Genomic DNA, 19,463 nt, shown 5'->3' on the forward strand with positions numbered 1-19,463 from the left:
ATTTTGGGTATTATACTTAAATTGAACTCAAAAAGTTCTGAAAAAGGCAATTTGTCAAATTTAAAAGTAAAAAAAGGTAAGTTTTGAAAACATTTTTAGAAAACCTCCTTATCGGGGTTGATGAAAGCTCTATAACTCAGCAAGAAAAAGAGATTTTAAGAAATATGCAGATGTTAAATGCTGTGTCTAAGAAAAAAAAACTATCTTTTTTAAATGATGGATTTGTCTGTGGACGGCTTGATATTAGCGTAAATGGCACGGGCTACATAAACGCATACGATAAAAGATATAAAGATGACATTATCGTAGAAAACAGAGATATAAACAGCTCAAAAGTTGGCGATATAGTCTTAGCAAAGCTAACTAAGGGCAAAAAAGGCAGAAACAAAGGTAAAATTTTGCTAACCTTAAAACCAGCTTTTCTAACAAGCGTTGTTTATACTAAAAAATTTGGTAAAGAAATTTTAGGCGTAAATGTCAAAAGTGGCTTAGCGTATGCTTTAAAAGCAACGCAAAAATCGCTTAAACAGATGCCTCTTGGCACTCTTTTAAAGATAAATAACCAAAAAGATGAGATAGTTGAAGTTTTAGGAAATTTAGATGATGTTTGGGTAGATGAGAAAATTTCTCTTGCGATTTATAACAAAAATAGCGAATTTAGCGATGTTTGCGAAAAAGAAGCAAAAAGCTTTGGAGATAGCGTTGATAGATCTTTATATCCAAATCGCATTGATTTAAGGGAGCTTGAGTTTTGCACTATTGATCCAGTTGATGCAAAAGACTTTGATGATGCGATTTATTATGACGCAAAAAAATGTGAGCTATATGTAGCAATCGCCGATGTTAGCGAGTATGTAAACGCCTACACAGCTATAGATAAAGAGGCTAAATTCAGAGGATTTTCGATATATTTTCCACACAAGGCGATTCCTATGCTTCCACGAGCCTTGAGTGAAAATATCTGCTCTCTTAAACCAGATGTTGATAGACTTGCATTTGTTTTTAAAATCACCATAGATAAGGACTTTAACGCTACAAAAGAAGAGCTTTTTGAAGCGATTATAAGATCTAAAAAACGCTTTAACTACGATGAAGTAGATGAAATTTTACGTACAAAAAGTTACGCTGATAAAAAGCTTTTAGATATGCTTTTAGCGGTTGAAGAGCTAACTTTAAATTTACGAAAAATCAGGTTAAAAACAGGCTTTGACTTTAGAACAAAAGAGCTTAGAATGAGTCTTGATGAGAGTGGAAATTTAAAAAGCACGAGATTTGAAGTCTCAACTCCATCGCATGATTTAATCGAAGATTGCATGCTTATGGCAAACAAAGCAGCAGCAAAACGTATAAGTAAGGGGATATTTAGAAATCACGATGCGATTGATTTAAAAAAGGTTGATTTCTTGCTTCAAGATCTGCTTGCACTTGGAATAGATGCTAAATTTGACCCAGATATCGCAAAAATGGTTGAAGGAATTCAAAAAATCGCCGATGATATGGGTATGCGCGAAGAGATAGATAAACTTATCATCAAAGCGCAAAAAAAAGCCGAGTATGCAACGCTACCAAAGGGGCATTTTGGGCTTGGATTTGGTGAGTATTCACACTTTACAAGTCCGATTAGAAGGTATTCGGACTTGATTTTGCATCGTCTTTTAAAAGCAAATTTAGCAGATGATAAAAGGCTTTTTAACTATCTGCTTTTAAACATAGAAGAGACTTGTGTTAGCTTAAATGAACTTGAAAGAGAAGCTGATAAAGTCGCATATGACTTTATGGATAGGAAATTTGCGCGTTGGGCGAGCGAGCGAATAGGGCAAAAAGTTCAGTGCTATATAGATGAAAACTCAAACATCACAACCGCAAAGCTTGATGATAAGATAAAAGGGGCTAGAATTTATATCATAAACTACACAGCAGATGTGCTAACAAGGGTGCTTGTTGAAATTTTAGAAGCTGATATAGTAAGTGGAAAAATCATAGGAAGAGTGGTGAAAAAACTAAATGTATAAGAGGGATTTAGATACGCTGTTAGCTAGTAAAAAAATGCCAAATTTCTTGCTTTTACGAAGTAGCGATGAGTTTCAAAACGAGCTTTATGCAAAAGAAATTTTAAACTTTTATCAAGCTGATATGGTTGAGCAGATTTATTATGATGAGTATGATTTTAGTCGGGCTAAGCTTTTTTTCGAGCCATCGCTTTTTGGAAACTCAAATTTACTTCATATCAAAACCAACCGCTATATACCGACAAAAGAGGTAAAACAACTCATCTCAATGTGTAAAAAAGATAGTGCAAATTTCTTTTTATATGAGATTTTAGAGACTCCAGAAACAAAGGTAAGTAACGATTTTATCAAAGCGTTTGGCACAAATTTTGTCCGCTTTTTTAAACCAACCACGCCAAATGAAGCACTAAATTTACTTAACAAAAAATGCACAATGTTAAAAATTTATGCTAACTCAACTGCGCTTTTAGAAATTTATAAAATTCACAACGAAAACCTAAATTTAGCCGCTAGCGAGCTTGAAAAATTTGCAAATTTAGGTTATGAAGTAACTTTGGAAAATGTAAAAGCACTGGTATCTGGGCTAAGCGAGGTGAGTTTTGAAGATATTTTTAACAAAATACTAAATTTAGATGATTTCAGAGATGATTTTTTTATCTATACACAAAGTGGCTCATATAGTGAAAGTGATTTTATAAACTATATTTATGGCTCGTTTTTTAGGCTTTTTAAGATTCATAGTTTTATTAAGATAAATGGCAGGATTGATTTTTTAAAACTGCTTGGATACACGCCACCACCGCAAGTTCAAACACTTTTGCAAAAACAAGCACTTAAATTTAGCACAAAAAGATTTAAAGAGATTTTTTTGCATTTAAATAGTCTTGAATTTGATATAAAAACTAAAAATCAGATAGATAAAACTCACTTTTTATTAGCTGGACTTTTAGAACTTCAAAGAGTTATAGCAAAAACAAAGTAAAATTTAAGTAAAGCTTAGCTATAATCGTTAGTTGCATTATTGCAAATCCTTGCTTATAGGCATTTTGTCTTATGAGCTACAAAACCACAAGGAGAATTCATGAAACATTACGAGGTTTTATTCATCGTTAAGCCAACGCTGACTGAAGATGAAGTAAAAACAAAAGTTGACTTCGTTAAAGAAGTTATAACTAAAAATGGCGGAGAAGTCGTTTCTGTTATAGAGATGGGAACACGCAAACTTGCATACTCAATCAAAAAGTATGAAAGAGGTGTTTATTTCGTTGTTTATTTTATGGCACCACCTGCGCTTGTTACTGAGCTAGTTAGAAACATTAGATATAACGAAGATATCATTAGATTTTTAACAGTTAAGTATGAGAACAAAACTGAGGTAGCAGCTTGGGAAAAGCTAAGCAAAGGCATCAAACTTTCTCCAGCTAGAAAAGAGAGAGAGCCAAGAAGACCTGCACCAAAGCCAGAAGAGCAAGAGAGTAAAGAGACTCAAGAGTAATTCTAAGCGATAATTAAGGATAAAAGATGTTCAACAAAGTAATATTAGTCGGAAACCTAACAAGAGATATAGAAGTACGATACGCAAACAACGGCTCTGCTATCGGAAATACAGCTATCGCAACTAGTAGAAAATACACAGCTGCAAGTGGTGAGAAGAAAGAAGAAGTTTGTTTTATAGATATTACTTTTTTTGGAAGAACAGCAGAAGTTGCAAATCAATATCTAAAAAAAGGTAGTCGAATTTTAGTCGAAGGAAGACTAAAACTTGATCAATGGCAAGATAACAGCGGTCAAAATAGAAGCAAACATAGCGTAGTTGTAGAGACTATGCAGATGTTAAGTGGAAATTCTGATGCGCCATCTGCTAGACCTCAAGGTAGAGATAATGCAAGTAGCCCTTATAACGCGCAAAATAGTGGGTATAATCAAGCAAGAAACGATAACCAAAGTTTTAATAAAAATAGTCAAGCTAAAAATACAAACGATGACTATAATAATGATGTCCCAGAGTATGATATAAATGCCGATATGGGCGATAATGGCGACGATGTTTTGCCATTTTAAAAAAATATAAATAAGGAAAAATTATGGCAGATAAAAGAAAATATGCTAGAAAATATTGCAGATACACAGAGGCTAAGATTGAGTATATCGACTATAAAGATACTCAACTTTTAAAATATTGTCTTTCAGAGCGTTTTAAAATTATGCCAAGACGCTTAACTGGCACAAGCAAAAAATACCAAGAGATGGTTGAAAAAGCTATCAAAAGAGCAAGACAAGCGGCTCTTATACCATATATCGTTGATAGAAACGATGTAGTAGCTAATCCATTTGAGATTCTATAATTACTAAAACCACGCCTCGTACGAGCCTAAATTTAGGTTTGTTCGAGGCTTTTTTATTTCACACCACACAAATAGAACAAATTTGACTTTTTATGATTGACTGAAATTTTTTTACGTTATGACAAATTTGTTATCATTGTATCTTTTAGCATTTTATAACATAGACTGCTTTAATATGCTTGTAAAAGTCAAATTTGGTGTTAAAAAAATACTTTCAATGCTTATTTAAGATGTTTTAAATCCATAAAAGAGCCTAGCAAGGTGCTAAAATGCTAAAATTTAACAAATTTGTAAAAAATGCATTTTTGCATATAAGCGTTTGTATGCGGCTAAAATTTTCTACTATTTTTATAATATTTGCTTAACTATTTTTAATATAAAATAACCTTGTCTAAGCTTTAAACTTATTTGTAAATTTTTGCTTTATAAAGAAAGGTTTTATCATAGTAATATTTATTATTTTATAGTGGTTTTATAGTGGGTTTAACTCATCTGAGTATAAGTTTTATAACAAGCAAAAGACTATCACAAATTTTTCAAAAGCTTTATTTTAAATGCTATAGTTAAACAGCGCCTACTGTGATTGTTAAATTTGGTTTGATATAAAACGCCTCTTACAAAACTGCTTATCAAAAAATAAATTTGATATAAGATAAAAATATCTTCCTACTTAACTACTAGATAAAATTCTCATCATATTTTAATTCTATTTTTCGCGCTGTTTCGATATGCAAGCTTGCCTATAAGGCAAAGGTGGTTGATAAAATTTATATGATTTTTCTATTTACTTGAGTATTTTAATGTTTCCTTATCAAGCAAAAATTTTATCAAAATGCACTTTATACGAGAAAGATTTTATCTGTTTTAAGCCTTTTAAAAATGTAAAATGCTTATCGCACCAGCTAGATTATCAGCATTCCATCGCCATAAGAGTAAAATCTGTAGTTATTTTCTATAGCGATTTTATAAATTTCCATAGTCTTTTCAAGCCCTATAAAAGCGCTAACTAACATTATAAGTGTCGATTTTGGCAAGTGAAAATTTGTTAAAAGGTAATTTTGTCTAATGGGTTTGTTATTTAAATTTAAAAAAAGCTTGCAAGCCCCATCTAAACGCCCATCTCTTGCGTAGTTTTCAACGCACCTTGTAACAGTTGTCCCAACGCCAAGTATGGGTGTATCGCTGTCTAAAACGTGTGCTGTATCTTGTGGTATATGATAAAACTCAGAGTGCATGGTGTGCTTTGTGATATCATCATTTTCTACACCTTTAAATGTCCCAGCGCCCACATGAAGCGTTAGATAGTGGATATCGTGAGTCTTTTTTAACTCTAAAATCATCTCATCGCTAAAGTGCAAAGATGCCGTTGGAGCAGCGACTGCGCCATTGTTTTTAGCAAAAATACTTTGATACCAACTCTCATCTTCTTTGCTATCTTGGCGTTTTATGTATGGCGGAAGTGGTACATGCCCGATTTTTTCACAAATTTGATAAATTTCACTTGTGTCAAGCGCTTTGGAATTTGCAAAAAACTGTACCACGCGACTTCCATCATCCAAAAGCTCTTTAACAATAGCTTTTAAGCCCTCATCAAATTCTAAAACCGAGCCAACCTTAACTCTGCCTTTGATAAATGCGCTAAAAGCGTCTTGAAGTGGGGAGTTTAGCAGCAGTTCTATTTTACCACCGCTTTCTTTTTTACCATAAATTCGCGCTTTTATAACCTTTGTATCGTTAAATACCACATCGCAAGGTGGTAAAATTTTACTTAAATCGCCAAATGTAAGATGAGAAATCTCACCGCTTTTTCGTTCATAAACCAAAAGTTTTGCGCTCTCTTTTGGTAAAACTGGCTTGTTTGCGATAAGTCTAGCTGGAAGTTCATAGTCATAGCTTGATAGTGAGTTTATATCACTCATCTTCATCATCTTCTTCGTCGCTGTTTTCTTCTGGTTTTGCTGGATTTACCGCTTTTGCGATTAAAATCGAAATTCCGTATAAAAGTACCAATGGCACAGCTAGCATAAACTGGCTTAAAACATCTGGTGGTGTCATAATCGCAGCAAAAACAAAGATAATAACGATAGCATAACGGAAAAATTCACTCAAGCTTTTATCATTTATAACGCCAAGTTTAGCTAAGAAAAAGGTGATAACTGGAAGCTCAAAACTAATACCAAATGCGACTATTAGTTTTGTAAAAAACCCAACATACTCGCCGATTTTTGGCATAGCGGTAAAAAGCTTTTCGCCAAAGTTGATTAAAAAATCATACGCAACAGGGATAACAAAATAGTAGCAAAAAGCCGCTCCTAGTGCAAACATCACTGAAGCGCTTACGACAAATGGAATAACGTATTTTTTCTCATTATCATAAAGTCCAGGTGCTACAAATAGCCAAAATTGCCAAAAGATAATAGGCATAGAAATCAAAAGTCCAGCGAAAAACGAGACCTTCATCGCAGTAAAAAACGCCTCAGCAAGTTGAGTAAATATAATCTCACTGCCTTTTGGCAAAATTTTAACCAAAGGTTGAGTCATAAAATCAAGTATAGCTTCCCAAAAATTAAAGCAGATTAAAAATGCAACTATCACACTCAAAACGCAGATAACAAGGCGTTTTCTAAGCTCAACAAGGTGTGGTTTTATATCCTCAAACATCTGCATTTTCCTTTAAATTCGAAGTTGGTTTTTCATCTTTTGTTTCTGGTTTTTGGCTTTTTGGCATATCAAGAGGTGTTATCTCTTCGGTTTTTCCATCGATTTGGATATCTAGTTTGGCTAAATTTGGTTTTAAATCGCCTAAATCTTTTTTGATATCTTCAAGGGTTTCATTTGCGCTGGATTTGACTGAATTTATGCCATTTTTTAGCTCATCCAGCTCTTCAAAAGTCAGTTTTTTGCGGATATTTTCTTGAGTTTTTGCCATAGAATCTTTGTATTTTTTAGCATCTTCTTTAAGCTCTGCTATGCGAATTTCTTGCTCGAAGCTTGACTTTGCGTCGTTGACTGATTTTTTGATAATTTTGAAGTATTTTGCTATCTCAACCATCGCTTTTGGTAGTTTTTCTGGTCCAAGTGCGATAACAGCGATGATAGCAATGACTAAAATTTCTGGGAAGCTCATTCCAAACATCTATTTTTCCTAACTTTTTTAAAATTTAAAATAACCTTGCAATTTTACAGAAATTTGCTTTAAATTTGGCTTGTTATAAAAAGCGCAATCTCATCAGCAAGTGCAAAATTTGGGTTATAAAAGATACTGTTTTCTAGTTTTAACTTACCATTTTGCGCTAGAGTTTGTGCGTTTTTTAGTTCATTTTGATTTAAAAATTTAGCATTTATGCCGATTTTACATCTAGCTCCTAAAAATATATGCTCAAATCTAAGTGCATTTTTATCGATACTCTCGCGGGTTTTTAAAAGCGGATTTTTGATATAAGCTTCAACGCTTTTTGGCGAGTAAAATCGCGCGCAGTCTTTAAAACCAACCGCATATGCGCCAAATCCAGCATAGTTTTTTTGCTCCCAATAAGCAAGATTATGCTTGCATAAAAAGCTATTTTTAGAGAAATTTGAGATTTCATATTGGTTAAATCCAAGTTCTAAAAGATGCGAAAACAAAAACTCATCAAGCCGAATGCTATCTTTTTTATAACTTTTTTTACCAGAAAATGGCGTGTTTTCTTCTAGTGTTAAAGAGTAGGCGCTGATGTGTGGGACACTAAGTTTTGCGATATTTTCAAGTTCAAACTCAAGCATGGCTTTTGTATCAAATTTAGTCGAGTAAATCAAATCTATATTTATGTTATCAAACCCTGCTATTTTGGCATTTTTAACAGCGTTAAATGTGTCTTTTGCGCTGTGATTTCTACCTAGAAATTTAAGCTTTTGCTCGTTAAAACTTTGCGCTCCAAAGCTAACTCTGTTTATGCCAAACTCGCGTATCGCCTCTAGCCACGCTAGAGTTGCTGAGTTTGGGTTTGCTTCTGTTGTCGCTTCATACTGGCTTGAAAAATGTGGTTTTAAAAGGTTAAAAATTTCAGCGTAAAAGTGCGAATTTACTGAGCTTGGAGTCCCGCCACCTATAAAAAGAGTTGAAATTTCGCCACTATTTTTTTCTAAAAAATCTTTTATTTCAAAATGTAAAGCTTGAAAGTATTTTTTTACAAGATTAAATTTATCGGTATGCGAACCAAAGGCGCAATATGGGCATTTAGAAGTGCAAAAAGGTATATGAATGTAGATATGCAAGTCATCTCTTTTGGGTTAAATTTAATCGTTTAATTTAGCAAATTTAGTTAAATTCAAGCTTAAATTTGCTCATATTATGAAAATAAATTTAAACCACAAAAAATAGCTTGTATAAATTAGCAGCGGAAATAAACTCTTGCTAATTTAGTAAAAGGTAATAAATCTGCTTTTGTCTATATTTTTTAATAAATATTAGTCAAAATTCTTAACAAATTTAACTAAATTTAGACAATGTTAAGATAAAATTTTCCTAAAGTAGATGTATAATTATAAAAATTTAATATTAGGAGAAGTTTATGAAACACGGTTTTAACACTCAAGCAGTTACAAGCGCTCCAGGCGAGCATGCTAAATTTATGGTTTTGAGTATAAATGATAGCAAAGATTCAGATGAAAAGGTAAAAAATCTTACAAGCAATTTTTCAGCCTTAGTTAGAAGTATGAGAAACAGATATCCTGATTTAGAGGTTTCTGGCGTTATGGGTTTTGGCGCTAATGCTTTTAAACGCCTTTTTCCAGACATTGGCACTCCAAAAGAGCTAAAGGTTTTTGAGCCGATAAAGGGCAAAAGATTTGAAGCTGTTTCAACTCCAGGTGATTTATTTTTCCATTTAAGAGCTAAAAAAGAGGCGTGTATCTTTGAGCTTAGCACAAATATCATGGAACAACTTGATGGTGCGGTTGTTTGCGAAGATGAGGTTGGTGGGTTTAGATACTTTGATGGAAGGGCGATTGTCGGTTTTGTAGATGGTACTGAAAATCCTGATTTTGATAAGGACTCATTTGCTGTGATTGGCGAAGAGGATGCAAAATTTGCTGGTGGAAGCTACGCTTTTGTGCAAAAATATATCCATGATATGAAAAAATGGAATGCAATGAGCGTAGAAGAGCAAGAAAAAACAATAGGCAGAAGAAAATTTGATGATGTTGAGCTTGATGATGAGACTAAACCAGCAAATGCCCATAACGCCGTTACAAATATCGAAGATGAAGATGGAAATGAGCTAAAAATTATAAGAGCAAATATGCCATTTGCAAATCCAGCTAAAGGCGAGTTTGGGACATATTTCATAGGCTATGCAAGGCATTTTTCAACAACTAAAAAAATGCTTGAAAATATGTTTGTTGGCGAACCTGTTGGCAACACAGACTTGCTTTTAGAAATTTCAACTCCAGTTACTGGAACACTTTTTTACGTACCAACATTTGACTTTTTGGATGAGCAAAGCCTTTGATGGCTTTGCGAACCGCTTGCGGACAACGAAGTTGTATCAAAGCCTTTGATGGCTTTCTACTTCGCTTCGCTCGTAGCTGTAAACAGAAGCGAACAGAGCTTGCGGACAACGAAGTTGTATCAAAGCCTTTGATGGCTTTCTACTTCGCTTCGCTCGTAGCTGTAAACAGAAGCGAACAGAGCTTGCGGACAACGAAGTTGTATCAAAGCCTTTGATGGCTTTGCGAACCGCTTGCGGACAACGAAGTTGTATAAAAGCCTTTGATGGCTTTCTACTTCGCTTCGCTCGTAGCTGTAAACAGAAGCGAACCGCTTGCGGACAACGAAGTTGTATAAAAGCCTTTGATGGCTTTCTACTTCGCTTCGCTCGTAGCTGTAAACAGAAGCGTTGTTTGCAGATAAATGATGTCGCCGAAGTATTTGATAAACTTGAAAACCGCTTGTAAGTAAGACTTATATAAGTTTTTGGTTTGTGTGTAAATTTTAAAAAATGTTTTGTTTTTATAAAAGTTAAGATTATAAAGAGGCGAAGTTATTTTATACTTTTATACTTTGTTTTGCTTTGCTCGTAATTTTGGTTGCAAGATGTGGTAAAGTTTGGCTTATAAGTAGAATAATGCTATAAAATATTAGAAGCTTTTTTATTTAGCACCGCTTTTACTTTCGCAAAACTACTTTGCCTAGCTTTTGATACAAAAAAGAGATAGTTGAGATTAGACTAAAGAAAATTTATAGGCAAAATTTAAACAAATTTAGCTTACAAAAATAAATGCAAATTTTTAACTAAATCTTTAAGAAAATAGCAAAGCATTTTTAAAATATTAATTTATCACAAATTTAGAATAAATTCGGATAAATTTTTCTTCGTTTATCTGAATTTAAACCCTTTTTAGTTAATATCTTGTAAAAATTTTTGGAATAACATATGGAAAAAAACTACAGACCAAATGTTGCAGCTATAGTCCTTTCGCCAACTTATCCATTTGATTGTCGGATTTTTTTAGGGCAAAGATCTGATATAAAAGGAGCGTGGCAGTTTCCTCAAGGTGGAATAGACAGCGGCGAAACTCCTAAAATGGCTCTTTTTAGAGAGCTTAAAGAGGAGATTGGGACTAATGAGGTGGAGATTATAACTGAGTATCCTCAGTGGCTTAGTTATGATTTTCCTGAAACTGTTTTAGAGAAGATGAAACCTTATGATGGGCAAATTCAGCGCTATTTTTTGGTTCGTCTTAAAAGCGGTGCGAGTATAAATTTATGCACAAAACTGCCAGAGTTTGATGAGTATAAATTTGTTCAAGCTGACGAAGTTGTAAAAAATGTTAGACACTTTAAAAAAGGTGTTTATAGCACGGTTTTAAAATATTTTCGAAAAGAGGGATATATTTAATGTTGATAGTTCAAAAATACGGCGGAACAAGCGTTGGAACTTTGGAGAGAATCGATTCGGTTGCGCAGCGCGTCAAAGCAAAAAAAGATGAAGGCAACGCCCTAGTTGTCGTAGTTTCTGCTATGAGTGGCGAGACAAATAAGCTCATAGAATTTGCAGAACACTTTAGTAAAAATCCTAACGCTAGAGAGATGGATATGCTTTTAAGCGCTGGAGAGCGAGTTACAAGCTCACTTTTAGCCATTGCTCTAATCGAGCTTGGTTGCCCTGCAATCGCATTTAGCGGTAGACAAGCTGGAATGCTAACTGATAATTTTCACACTAAAGCAAAGATTGAGCATATAGATCCAAAACCTATGCAAGATGCGCTTAAAGAGGGAAAAGTCGTAGTTGTAGCTGGTTTTCAAGGGATTAACGAATTTGGCGATGTTACAACTTTAGGTCGTGGCGGAAGTGACTTAAGTGCGGTTGCTATAGCTGGTGCGTTAAATGCGGATGTGTGCGAAATTTACACCGATGTTGATGGCGTTTATACAACAGATCCAAGAATCGAGCCAAAAGCTAAAAAGCTCGATAAAATCAGCTATGATGAGATGCTAGAGCTTGCTAGTTTAGGAGCTAAAGTTTTACAAAACAGATCGGTTGAGTTAGCTAAAAAACTTAATATAAATTTGGTTACAAAAAGCAGTTTTAACAACAACGAAGGAACACTTATAACAGGAGAGAAAAAGATGGAAGGCGCGATTATCAGCGGAATTGCACTTGATAAAAATCAAGCAAGAGTTACAGTAAGAAATGTAGATGACAAACCAGGCGTTGCGGCTAAAATATTTAAAGAATTATCCGATAAAGAGATAAATGTCGATATGATTATCCAAAATGTAGGTCATGATGGAAATGCAAATTTAGGCTTTACAGTTCCTCAAAACGAGCTTCATAAAGCACTTGATGCGCTTAAGGATTTAGGTGATAACTTTAGCGTTGAAAGCGATAGTGATATAGTCAAAGTTTCAATCGTAGGAATCGGTATGAAATCGCACAGCGGTATCGCTAGCTTGGCATTTTCTACACTTGCAAAAGAGGGTATTAATATCCAGATGATTTCAACAAGTGAGATAAGAATTTCAGTTATCGTAGAGGCAAAATACGGCGAGCTTGCTGTTAGAGTTTTACACGATGCATATGAGTTATATAAATAATGATAGACTTGTATAAATGGAGCTTAGATAGGATAAGAAAAGATCCTTTGATGTCTACTTGGATGGAAGATAGAAGAGAGGAGTGGACTCCTCTTTTAGCTTCTAAGATAAAATTTCTGTTAGAAGGAAGCTCTTTTATATTTTTTTGTGATGATGAAAGAAGGTGGTTTGAGGAGTATTTTTTAAGAAAAATTAACAAAAAAGGCAACGAAAGACCACTTTTGCCCTTTTTTGCCCTTAAATCGCTTTTTCCAAATTTAGATCAGATAAACACAAAAGAGGGGATTGAACTTTTAGTTGATATGCTAAATTTATCCTTTCCTGCTGGGTTTATCTTTTTTTATGTTGGAAAGGGAAACTCTATTTTTGCGCAGATTGCTAAAAATAGTCCAAATAGCTATATGTGGATAATCGGCGAGCATACCGAAAATAGCTTTTTCTTAGATGAAAAAGATGAAAATTTAGATATTAAAATGATACAACTTTTTGGGTTATTTGATAGTAGTATAAGTGCTGCTTTGTTCGATGAGGTTATTCTTTGAGTGGTAGTAAAATCATCCTTACAAACGACTATGAGGCATTAAAAGATGAGCTGGTTTTAGAGTGTGGGATAAATAGTGTTAAGTTTTTTCAAAACAGTGATATTTTGCTTGATGATGCAAAAGCTGCTGCTAAAGAGGCTTATATAGCAGAAAATAGCCTAAAAACCATAGTTTTAATAGGAAACAAATTTGGCATAGAAGCGCAAAATTCGTTGCTTTTGTTACTTGAAGAGCCGCCTAAAAATATAAGATTTATACTTATTAGTTCATCAAAAAATTCATTTTTACCAACGATTCGTTCGCGTCTTTTAGTAGAAAATAGGCTAAAACCAAGAGCGCAAGAGCCAAGTGGGCTGGATTTTAAAAAGCTAGATTTAAAGGCGATTGATAAATTTATAGATGAAAAAATGGCTCTTGAAAAAAGTGGTGAATTTGGAAAAAATGAACTAAAAAATATGATATCTTCTATCTTTAAAGAGGCTCTTGAAAGCGGTATTAAATTTGATAAAAATGAGCTTGAGCATATTAAAAAACTTATGATTTTAGCAAGTTTAAATGCTAAAGCAAGAGTTGTTTTAACGCCACTTTTACTGATGATAGGAGAGAAAATTTGAAAATATTTAAGATTAACAGCGATACTGATTTTAACGCGATTTGCGATGATATTAAACCTCAAATTACTGGCAAAAATATCATGGAAAAAAAGGCAAATTTAAACTTTTTTTACATCAAAGATATAAAAGCTGCAGCTGCAAATATCTTAAAGCAAGATGCACTTAGCATAGGCGCTGAACTAGTGTGTAATGATGGTGTGATTTTAGGAAAAGAGCAGACAAACGCGCTTTTAGTGGCAAATGATAAGCAAGTTCAAATTTTAGCTAAAAAAGAGCTTTTGCAAGACTTTGGGCTTAAAAATTTAGCAAATTTTTTAAAACTAAATTTTATAAAAGCTAAAAAACCAGAGATTATGGGCGTGGTAAATATAAACGAAGATAGTTTTAACGCCCAAAGTCGTGTTAATATGTCAAATGCAATCTCTAAAATAGAAGAGCAAATTCAAGCAGGTGCTAGCTATATCGATATCGGTGGCGTTTCAAGTAGACCAGGAAGCAAGTATTGTGGGCGAGAGGAAGAATTTAGACGCATAAAAGATATCGTGGCTGAAATTTACCGCTTAAATTTAGATAAAAAGGCTAAATTTAGCCTTGATAGCTTTGATGAATACTGCCTTGAATACGCGCTAAATCACGGCTTTAAGATGATAAATGATATTTCGGCAAATCTAAGTTTATGTGAACTTGGCGCTAAATACAACGCGCAGTATTGTTTGATGCATATGCAAGGAGATCCTCAAACTATGCAACAAGAGCCGCACTATGATGATGTTATAGGCGAGATAGATAGCTTTTTTCAAGATGCACTTGAAAAGATATATAAATTTAATCTTGTAGACGTTGTGCTTGATGTTGGCATCGGTTTTGGAAAAACGGCAGAGCAAAACCTTTTTTTAATCAAGCATTTAGAGCATTTTTTACATTTTGGCTTACCGCTTCTTGTAGGGGCAAGTAGAAAAAGCGTGATAAATGCCTACTCGCCTTCAATTGTAAAAGATCGTTTAGCTGGAAGTTTATATTTGCATCTAAAATCATATGAAAATGGCGCTAGTATTATACGTACACACGATGTGTTCGAGCATAAACAGATGTTTGATATGCATTTAGCAGTCAGCGAGTTAGGAGTTTGGTGATGAGTTTTGATGAGTATAAAAATGCGGTTGAAACGCTAAATTTATGGGCAAACGCCTACTACACAAAAGATTCTCCAGTTGCAACAGATGCCGAATACGACGCACTTTATCATGAAGTTTTAAGATATGAAGAGGCTAATGAAGATAAAATTTTAAGCTATTCGCCAACACAAAAAATCGGTGGCGCGATAAGTGATGGTTTTGTAAAACTTGCGCATATTAAAAAAATGTGGTCGATGGAGGATATTTTTAGCGATGATGAGCTGATATCATGGCTAAATCGTGGTGAAAAAAATGGCTTCGAGCTGTTTTGTGAGCCTAAATTTGATGGGGCTAGTTTAAACTTGCTTTATGAAAATGGAGTTTTGCAAAGCGCTGCAACTAGAGGCGATGGCGTGGTTGGCGAAGATGTTACGCAAAATGCAAAGGTTATAAAAAGTATTCCACTTCAAATTTCATATCTTGGTAAAATCGAGATTAGAGGAGAGGTTTTAATCTCAAAAAGCGATTTTAACGCGTTAAACGATGAGAGAGCAAATAGTGGCGAAGTACCTTTGGCAAATCCACGAAATGCTGCAGCAGGAAGTCTTAGACAGCTTGATAGCGCAGTCGTTGCAAAACGAAGACTTCAGTTTATGGCGTGGGATGTAGGGGAGAATAGCTTAGGGTTTACAACGCATTTTGAAGTGATGAAATTTGTGCGAAATCTTGGTTTTTTAAGCGATGATTTTTGCGTAGTTGCAAAAAATCTTGATGAGATTAGAACAGCGTATAAGACACTTTTATCAAGGCGTGATGAAAAGCCGTTTTTAATGGATGGGATGGTGATTAGGCTAAATTTACTAAGCCAGTGCCAAAAGCTTGGTTATACGGTTAAATTTCCTAAATTTATGGTGGCGTATAAATTCCCAGCAGTTGAAAAGGTGACAAAGCTACTTGATGTTGCGTTGCAAGTTGGTAGAAGTGGTGTGGTAACGCCCGTTGGCGTGCTTGAACCAGTTCATATCGATGGTGCTGTTGTTAAAAATGCAACGCTTCATAACTTTGATGAGATTGAAAGACTTGGGCTTATGAGGGGTGATTTTGTTAGCATTATACGAAGTGGCGATGTGATTCCAAAAATCACTAGTGTTTATAAAGAGCGTAGAAATGGCAGCGAAACGAAGATAGCAAGACCTAGCACTTGTCCGGTTTGTGGGACTCATCTGCTTGATGAAGATGTGTTTATAAAGTGTCAAAACTTAAGTTGTGCGGCAAGAGTTATAAACTCGATTATATATTTTGCTTCTAAAAAATGTATGAATATCGATGGGCTAGGGGATGCGATTATAACTTTGCTTTTTAACAACAAAAAAATAGCTAAAATTATAGACATTTATCATCTTAAAAGCGAGGATTTGGTTGGACTTGAGGGTTTTAAAGATAGAAAAATCTCAAATTTATTAAATGCGATAAATGCTTCTAAAAATGCGCCACTTGAGCGCTTTATCGCCTCTTTGGGGATTGAACATATCGGAGAAGTCGCAGCTAGAAAAATCAGCGAGAGTTTTGGCGATGAGTGGTTTAATGCAAATTTTGAAGAAGTGGCAAAGCTAGAGGGTTTTGGCGAAAAAATGGCGTTAAGTTTTAGAGAATTTTGTGATATAAATGCTAGCGCTATAAAAGAGCTTTTAGAAGTTATAAAGCCGGTTTTTATAAAAAAAGAGATAAGCCAAAACACATTTAGTGGTAAAACAGTTGTGATAACTGGCACATTATCTCGCTCACGAGATGAGTTTAAAGATGAGCTTTTAAGGGCTGGAGCAAAAGTTTCAGGCTCTGTTTCAAAAAAGACAGATTTTGTACTATATGGCGATGAGGCTGGAAGCAAGCTTGAAAAAGCGCGAGAATTAGGGGTAAAAACGATAAATGAAGATGAATACAAAGCGATGCTATGAGAGCTGATATGTTTGTGGCAAATGCCCTAAATATAAGCAGAAACAAAGCTAGTCAGATGATAAAAGATGGCAAAATTTTGCTTGATGGAGAGGTTTTAGATAAGGCAAGTTCTGAGATTTTAGGCGGGGAAGTTTTAGCAACTGATGAAATTTATGTAAGTAGAGCCGCTCTTAAGCTAAAAGGTTTTTTGCAAAATGTTGGGCTTGAAATTAGTGGTAAAACTGCGCTTGATATAGGAAGTTCAACTGGCGGTTTTGTGCAGATTTTACTTGAAAATGGCGCTAAAAGCGTTGTAGCGCTTGATGTTGGAAGTATGCAGCTTGATGAAAATTTAAGAAACGACACTCGCGTAAAAGTGCTAGAAAATACCGATATACGCGAGTTTAAAAACCAAAGCCAGTTTGATATCGTAACTTGTGATGTAAGTTTTATCTCGCTAAATTTAATCCTATCTTATATAGAACCTTTGTTTAAAGAGCATATGATTTTACTTTTTAAACCGCAGTTTGAAGTAGGAAAAGAGGCAAAGAGAAACAAAAGTGGCGTTGTGGTTGATAAAAAAGCTATAGAGCGCGCTATGGCTAAATTTGAGCTTAAGTGTGCAAGTTTAGGGCTTTTAATCCAAGAAAAACAAGAGTCGCAAATCAAAGGAAAAGAGGGAAATAGTGAGTATTTTTATCTATTTAAAAAAGCTTTTTAGTCTTTTTTTACTTTTAATCTTTATCGCTGGTTGTGCTAAAACTAGCCCAAATACGCCAGCTGTCATAAAAGACTTTGATATCTATAAATTTAGTGGCACATGGTATGAGATAGCAAAAATTCAAAAAGATGGCGAAGTGCTAAAAAACACCACGATAAACTACTCGATAGAAACGCCACAAGAAATTAAGATAGTTGTAAGAGGGCAAAAGGCTGATGAGGGCTTTAAAAAGCTTCAAAGTAGTGCTAAATTTAGCGACGATAGAAAAACCGCAGCACTTCAAATACAAGTTTTTGGACCTGTTTATAAGCCGTATAATATCGTAAAACTAGACGCTTACAGATATGCTATGATTTTTGGCGAAAGTGATGAAATGTGGATAATATCTCGCACAAAAACCATCTCAGAGCTTGTTAAGGCGCTTTATTTAGACTATGCTAAAAACAACGGATATGATATAAATAAAATCATTTGGATAAGACAAAACTAATATGAAAATAGACAAATCAAAGATTAAAGCTATCGCTATAGGGCGATTTGATGGGCTTCACTTAGCGCATTTTGAACTTATAAAAAGGCTTGGGGAAAATGGAGCTTTGGTTATTATCAAAGATTCAAAGCCAAAACTAACGCCAAAAAGAGAGGATTATCTAAAAATTCCCTGTTTTTACTACAAAATAGAAGATATAAAGCACTTAAGCGGAGAGGAATTTATCCAAATTTTAAAAGATGAGTTTGTAAATTTAGAAAAAATCGTTGTTGGTTATGACTTTGAGTTTGGCTTTAACCGTGCGTGGAAAGCAAAAAATATAAAAGAATTTTTTAAAGGCGAAGTAGAGATAGTAGATGAGTTTTTTCTTAATAAAGTTAGCGTTCATAGCAAGCTCATAAGAAGTATGCTAGAAAGTGGCGATATAAAGGGCGCAAACGAGCTTTTGGGTAGAAAGTATTTTATAAAAGGCGAGGTTGTTAAAGGGCAAGGTCTTGGAGCAAAAGAGCTTTTTGCAACGCTAAATTTAGATGTTAAGGACTATTTTTTACCAAAAGAGGGTGTTTATGCAACGCGTTGCATGGTTAATAATAAAGCTTATAAAAGTGTAAGTTTTATAGGGCATAGAGTTAGCACAGATGGCGAATTTAGCATAGAAACTCATATTTTAGATGATTTTTGTGATGTTATGGCGACAGAGGCGAAAGTAGAGTTTGTTAAATTTATAAGAGATAATGCCAAATTTACTAGCCTAAAAGCGTTAAAAGAGCAGATTAAAAGTGATATTGCGCAGGCAAAACAGGCGCTAGAAAGTGAAAATTGATGAAAGATGAAATTTTTAAAAAGCCTATAGAAAAGCAGTTTGAGTTTGATGAAAATGTCGCTAGCGTGTTTGATGATATGATAAGTCGCTCTGTTCCATACTATCAAATTTCATCGAATTTGGTTTGCGAACTTTTGGTTAAGATTTTAAAAGATGACTCTAAGGTGGTTGATCTTGGCTGCTCAACCGGCACAACTCTTTTAAACCTTTTTCAAAGAAATCCTAATTTTAAGCTTTTTGGAGTCGATAACTCGCACGCGATGTTAGAAATCGCAAGAAATAGGGCAAAAGCATATGGTGCTGATATAAAATTTATAGAAGACGATATATTAAAATATGATTTTATGGGATTTGACGCTGTGCTTTTAAACTATACTTTGCAGTTTATCAGACCGCTAAAAAGAGAGAAATTTGTTAGAGAAATTTATGATAATTTAAACGATGGCGGAGTTTTTGTCTTTAGTGAAAAGCTGATTTATGATGATAAAAATTTACAAAAAAAGATAATAGAAATCTATGAAGAGTATAAAGTCTCTCAAGGATACTCACGCTATGAAATCTCGCAAAAAAGGGAAGCACTTGAAAACGTGCTGATACCTTTTAGTGAAGATGAAAATAAGAATATGGTAAAAAATGTCGGATTTAAAAGTGTTGAAACTATGTTTAAATGGGGAAATTTTGCTGTTTTTGTAGCGTTTAAGTAAAGAATTTAAAAAAGTTGATTAAAAATTGAGTTTTGATAAAAAAGTGGTAAAAATTTAATAAAAGATTTAAGCCCTAAAAAAGGGCTTA

22 protein-coding genes are annotated in these 19,463 nt (G+C 34.3%); 18 read left to right on the forward strand and 4 right to left on the reverse strand.

Annotated elements, in window-relative coordinates; genetic code table 11:
• Window positions 1-83 precede the first annotated feature (83 nt).
• From CGEO_RS03485 to rpsR, 5 genes are all read left to right on the forward strand, one after another.
• Window positions 84-2,012, forward strand: coding sequence for an RNB domain-containing ribonuclease (locus CGEO_RS03485; RefSeq protein WP_075540103.1), 1,929 nt, complete (start codon window positions 84-86; stop codon window positions 2,010-2,012).
• Entirely contained in the window at window positions 2,005-2,991 is a 987-nt protein-coding gene (locus CGEO_RS03490; protein WP_075540104.1) for a DNA polymerase III subunit delta, read from the forward strand. The genes CGEO_RS03485 and CGEO_RS03490 overlap by 8 nt, the downstream gene beginning before the upstream one ends.
• A 99-nt stretch (window positions 2,992-3,090) precedes the next feature.
• Entirely contained in the window at window positions 3,091-3,504 is a 414-nt protein-coding gene (rpsF, locus tag CGEO_RS03495) for a 30S ribosomal protein S6 (protein ID WP_075493385.1), read from the forward strand.
• 26 nt (window positions 3,505-3,530) lie between these two features.
• Entirely contained in the window at window positions 3,531-4,070 is a 540-nt protein-coding gene (locus CGEO_RS03500) for a single-stranded DNA-binding protein (protein ID WP_075493384.1), read from the forward strand.
• 23 nt (window positions 4,071-4,093) lie between these two features.
• Window positions 4,094-4,354, forward strand: coding sequence for a 30S ribosomal protein S18 (gene rpsR / locus CGEO_RS03505; protein WP_075493383.1), 261 nt, complete (start codon window positions 4,094-4,096; stop codon window positions 4,352-4,354).
• 902 nt (window positions 4,355-5,256) lie between these two features.
• Here the strand turns inward: rpsR and queA are convergent.
• The 4 genes from queA to hemW are packed head-to-tail and all read right to left on the reverse strand — an operon-like array spanning window position 5,257 to window position 8,608.
• On the reverse strand, window positions 5,257-6,273 hold the full coding sequence (gene queA, locus CGEO_RS03510) for a tRNA preQ1(34) S-adenosylmethionine ribosyltransferase-isomerase QueA (RefSeq protein WP_172658146.1): 1,017 nt from the start codon (window positions 6,271-6,273) through the stop codon (window positions 5,257-5,259).
• The gene (gene tatC / locus CGEO_RS03515) at window positions 6,266-7,015 is read right to left on the reverse strand and encodes a twin-arginine translocase subunit TatC (protein ID WP_075531557.1); all 750 of its coding nucleotides are present in this window, start codon (window positions 7,013-7,015) and stop codon (window positions 6,266-6,268) included. Before tatC ends, queA begins: the two co-directional genes overlap by 8 nt.
• Window positions 7,008-7,490, reverse strand: coding sequence for a Sec-independent protein translocase protein TatB (gene tatB / locus CGEO_RS03520; RefSeq protein ID WP_075540106.1), 483 nt, complete (start codon window positions 7,488-7,490; stop codon window positions 7,008-7,010). Before tatB ends, tatC begins: the two co-directional genes overlap by 8 nt.
• Window positions 7,491-7,549: 59 nt before the next feature.
• Window positions 7,550-8,608, reverse strand: coding sequence for a radical SAM family heme chaperone HemW (gene hemW, locus CGEO_RS03525; protein ID WP_075540107.1), 1,059 nt, complete (start codon window positions 8,606-8,608; stop codon window positions 7,550-7,552).
• Window positions 8,609-8,904: 296 nt separating this feature from the next.
• Here hemW and CGEO_RS03530 point away from each other — a divergent pair, with 296 nt between their 5' ends.
• From CGEO_RS03530 to cmoA, 13 genes are all read left to right on the forward strand, one after another.
• The gene (locus CGEO_RS03530; protein ID WP_075540108.1) at window positions 8,905-9,843 is read left to right on the forward strand and encodes a Dyp-type peroxidase; all 939 of its coding nucleotides are present in this window, start codon (window positions 8,905-8,907) and stop codon (window positions 9,841-9,843) included.
• Window positions 9,843-10,058, forward strand: a complete 216-nt coding sequence (locus tag CGEO_RS03535) for a hypothetical protein (protein WP_172658068.1) — start codon at window positions 9,843-9,845, stop codon at window positions 10,056-10,058. The genes CGEO_RS03530 and CGEO_RS03535 overlap by 1 nt, the downstream gene beginning before the upstream one ends.
• A complete protein-coding gene (locus CGEO_RS03540; protein WP_172658069.1) occupies window positions 10,058-10,288 on the forward strand; it encodes a hypothetical protein in 231 nt (76 codons plus the stop codon). Before CGEO_RS03535 ends, CGEO_RS03540 begins: the two co-directional genes overlap by 1 nt.
• Before the next feature lie 479 nt (window positions 10,289-10,767).
• Window positions 10,768-11,232, forward strand: a complete 465-nt coding sequence (locus CGEO_RS03545) for an RNA pyrophosphohydrolase (RefSeq protein ID WP_075493377.1) — start codon at window positions 10,768-10,770, stop codon at window positions 11,230-11,232.
• Window positions 11,232-12,431: an aspartate kinase gene (locus tag CGEO_RS03550; protein ID WP_075493376.1), complete on the forward strand. Its 1,200-nt coding sequence runs from the start codon at window positions 11,232-11,234 to the stop codon at window positions 12,429-12,431. Before CGEO_RS03545 ends, CGEO_RS03550 begins: the two co-directional genes overlap by 1 nt.
• Window positions 12,431-12,973, forward strand: coding sequence for a HobA family DNA replication regulator (locus tag CGEO_RS03555; RefSeq protein WP_075493375.1), 543 nt, complete (start codon window positions 12,431-12,433; stop codon window positions 12,971-12,973). The genes CGEO_RS03550 and CGEO_RS03555 overlap by 1 nt, the downstream gene beginning before the upstream one ends.
• Window positions 12,970-13,587, forward strand: a complete 618-nt coding sequence (locus CGEO_RS03560; RefSeq protein ID WP_075540109.1) for a DNA polymerase III subunit delta' — start codon at window positions 12,970-12,972, stop codon at window positions 13,585-13,587. Before CGEO_RS03555 ends, CGEO_RS03560 begins: the two co-directional genes overlap by 4 nt.
• Window positions 13,584-14,720, forward strand: coding sequence for a dihydropteroate synthase (gene folP, locus CGEO_RS03565; RefSeq protein ID WP_075493373.1), 1,137 nt, complete (start codon window positions 13,584-13,586; stop codon window positions 14,718-14,720). Before CGEO_RS03560 ends, folP begins: the two co-directional genes overlap by 4 nt.
• Window positions 14,720-16,657 carry an NAD-dependent DNA ligase LigA gene (ligA, locus tag CGEO_RS03570; RefSeq protein ID WP_075540110.1) on the forward strand — a complete coding sequence of 646 codons (1,938 nt, stop codon included), beginning with the start codon at window positions 14,720-14,722 and terminating at the stop codon, window positions 16,655-16,657. The genes folP and ligA overlap by 1 nt, the downstream gene beginning before the upstream one ends.
• Window positions 16,654-17,358 carry a 23S rRNA (cytidine-2'-O)-methyltransferase TlyA gene (gene tlyA / locus CGEO_RS03575; RefSeq protein WP_075493371.1) on the forward strand — a complete coding sequence of 235 codons (705 nt, stop codon included), beginning with the start codon at window positions 16,654-16,656 and terminating at the stop codon, window positions 17,356-17,358. Before ligA ends, tlyA begins: the two co-directional genes overlap by 4 nt.
• Window positions 17,324-17,848 (forward strand): lipocalin family protein, encoded by a 525-nt coding sequence (locus CGEO_RS03580; RefSeq protein WP_075493370.1) that lies wholly within the window; start codon window positions 17,324-17,326, stop codon window positions 17,846-17,848. Before tlyA ends, CGEO_RS03580 begins: the two co-directional genes overlap by 35 nt.
• A gap of 1 nt (window position 17,849) precedes the next feature.
• Window positions 17,850-18,671, forward strand: coding sequence for a bifunctional riboflavin kinase/FAD synthetase (locus CGEO_RS03585; RefSeq protein WP_075531562.1), 822 nt, complete (start codon window positions 17,850-17,852; stop codon window positions 18,669-18,671).
• The gene (cmoA, locus tag CGEO_RS03590) at window positions 18,671-19,375 is read left to right on the forward strand and encodes a carboxy-S-adenosyl-L-methionine synthase CmoA (protein ID WP_075493369.1); all 705 of its coding nucleotides are present in this window, start codon (window positions 18,671-18,673) and stop codon (window positions 19,373-19,375) included. Before CGEO_RS03585 ends, cmoA begins: the two co-directional genes overlap by 1 nt.
• Window positions 19,376-19,463: the final 88 nt, after the last annotated feature.

Source organism: Campylobacter geochelonis, from assembly GCF_013201685.1.
In the GTDB taxonomy this organism is placed as follows: Bacteria; Campylobacterota; Campylobacteria; order Campylobacterales; family Campylobacteraceae; genus Campylobacter_B; species Campylobacter_B geochelonis.

Coding starts and splice junctions, on each gene's coding strand:
- cmoA (WP_075493369.1), top strand. CDS start 18,671: ATGAAAGATGAAATTTTTAAAAAGCCTATAGAAAAGCAGTTTGAGTTT.
- tatC (WP_075531557.1), bottom strand. CDS start 7,015: ATGTTTGAGGATATAAAACCACACCTTGTTGAGCTTAGAAAACGCCTT.
- CGEO_RS03550 (WP_075493376.1), top strand. CDS start 11,232: ATGTTGATAGTTCAAAAATACGGCGGAACAAGCGTTGGAACTTTGGAG.
- tatB (WP_075540106.1), bottom strand. CDS start 7,490: ATGTTTGGAATGAGCTTCCCAGAAATTTTAGTCATTGCTATCATCGCT.
- CGEO_RS03535 (WP_172658068.1), top strand. CDS start 9,843: ATGGCTTTGCGAACCGCTTGCGGACAACGAAGTTGTATCAAAGCCTTT.
- ligA (WP_075540110.1), top strand. CDS start 14,720: ATGAGTTTTGATGAGTATAAAAATGCGGTTGAAACGCTAAATTTATGG.
- CGEO_RS03490 (WP_075540104.1), top strand. CDS start 2,005: ATGTATAAGAGGGATTTAGATACGCTGTTAGCTAGTAAAAAAATGCCA.
- queA (WP_172658146.1), bottom strand. CDS start 6,273: ATGAGTGATATAAACTCACTATCAAGCTATGACTATGAACTTCCAGCT.
- CGEO_RS03500 (WP_075493384.1), top strand. CDS start 3,531: ATGTTCAACAAAGTAATATTAGTCGGAAACCTAACAAGAGATATAGAA.
- rpsF (WP_075493385.1), top strand. CDS start 3,091: ATGAAACATTACGAGGTTTTATTCATCGTTAAGCCAACGCTGACTGAA.
- CGEO_RS03540 (WP_172658069.1), top strand. CDS start 10,058: ATGGCTTTGCGAACCGCTTGCGGACAACGAAGTTGTATAAAAGCCTTT.
- CGEO_RS03545 (WP_075493377.1), top strand. CDS start 10,768: ATGGAAAAAAACTACAGACCAAATGTTGCAGCTATAGTCCTTTCGCCA.
- rpsR (WP_075493383.1), top strand. CDS start 4,094: ATGGCAGATAAAAGAAAATATGCTAGAAAATATTGCAGATACACAGAG.
- CGEO_RS03585 (WP_075531562.1), top strand. CDS start 17,850: ATGAAAATAGACAAATCAAAGATTAAAGCTATCGCTATAGGGCGATTT.
- tlyA (WP_075493371.1), top strand. CDS start 16,654: ATGAGAGCTGATATGTTTGTGGCAAATGCCCTAAATATAAGCAGAAAC.
- CGEO_RS03555 (WP_075493375.1), top strand. CDS start 12,431: ATGATAGACTTGTATAAATGGAGCTTAGATAGGATAAGAAAAGATCCT.
- CGEO_RS03530 (WP_075540108.1), top strand. CDS start 8,905: ATGAAACACGGTTTTAACACTCAAGCAGTTACAAGCGCTCCAGGCGAG.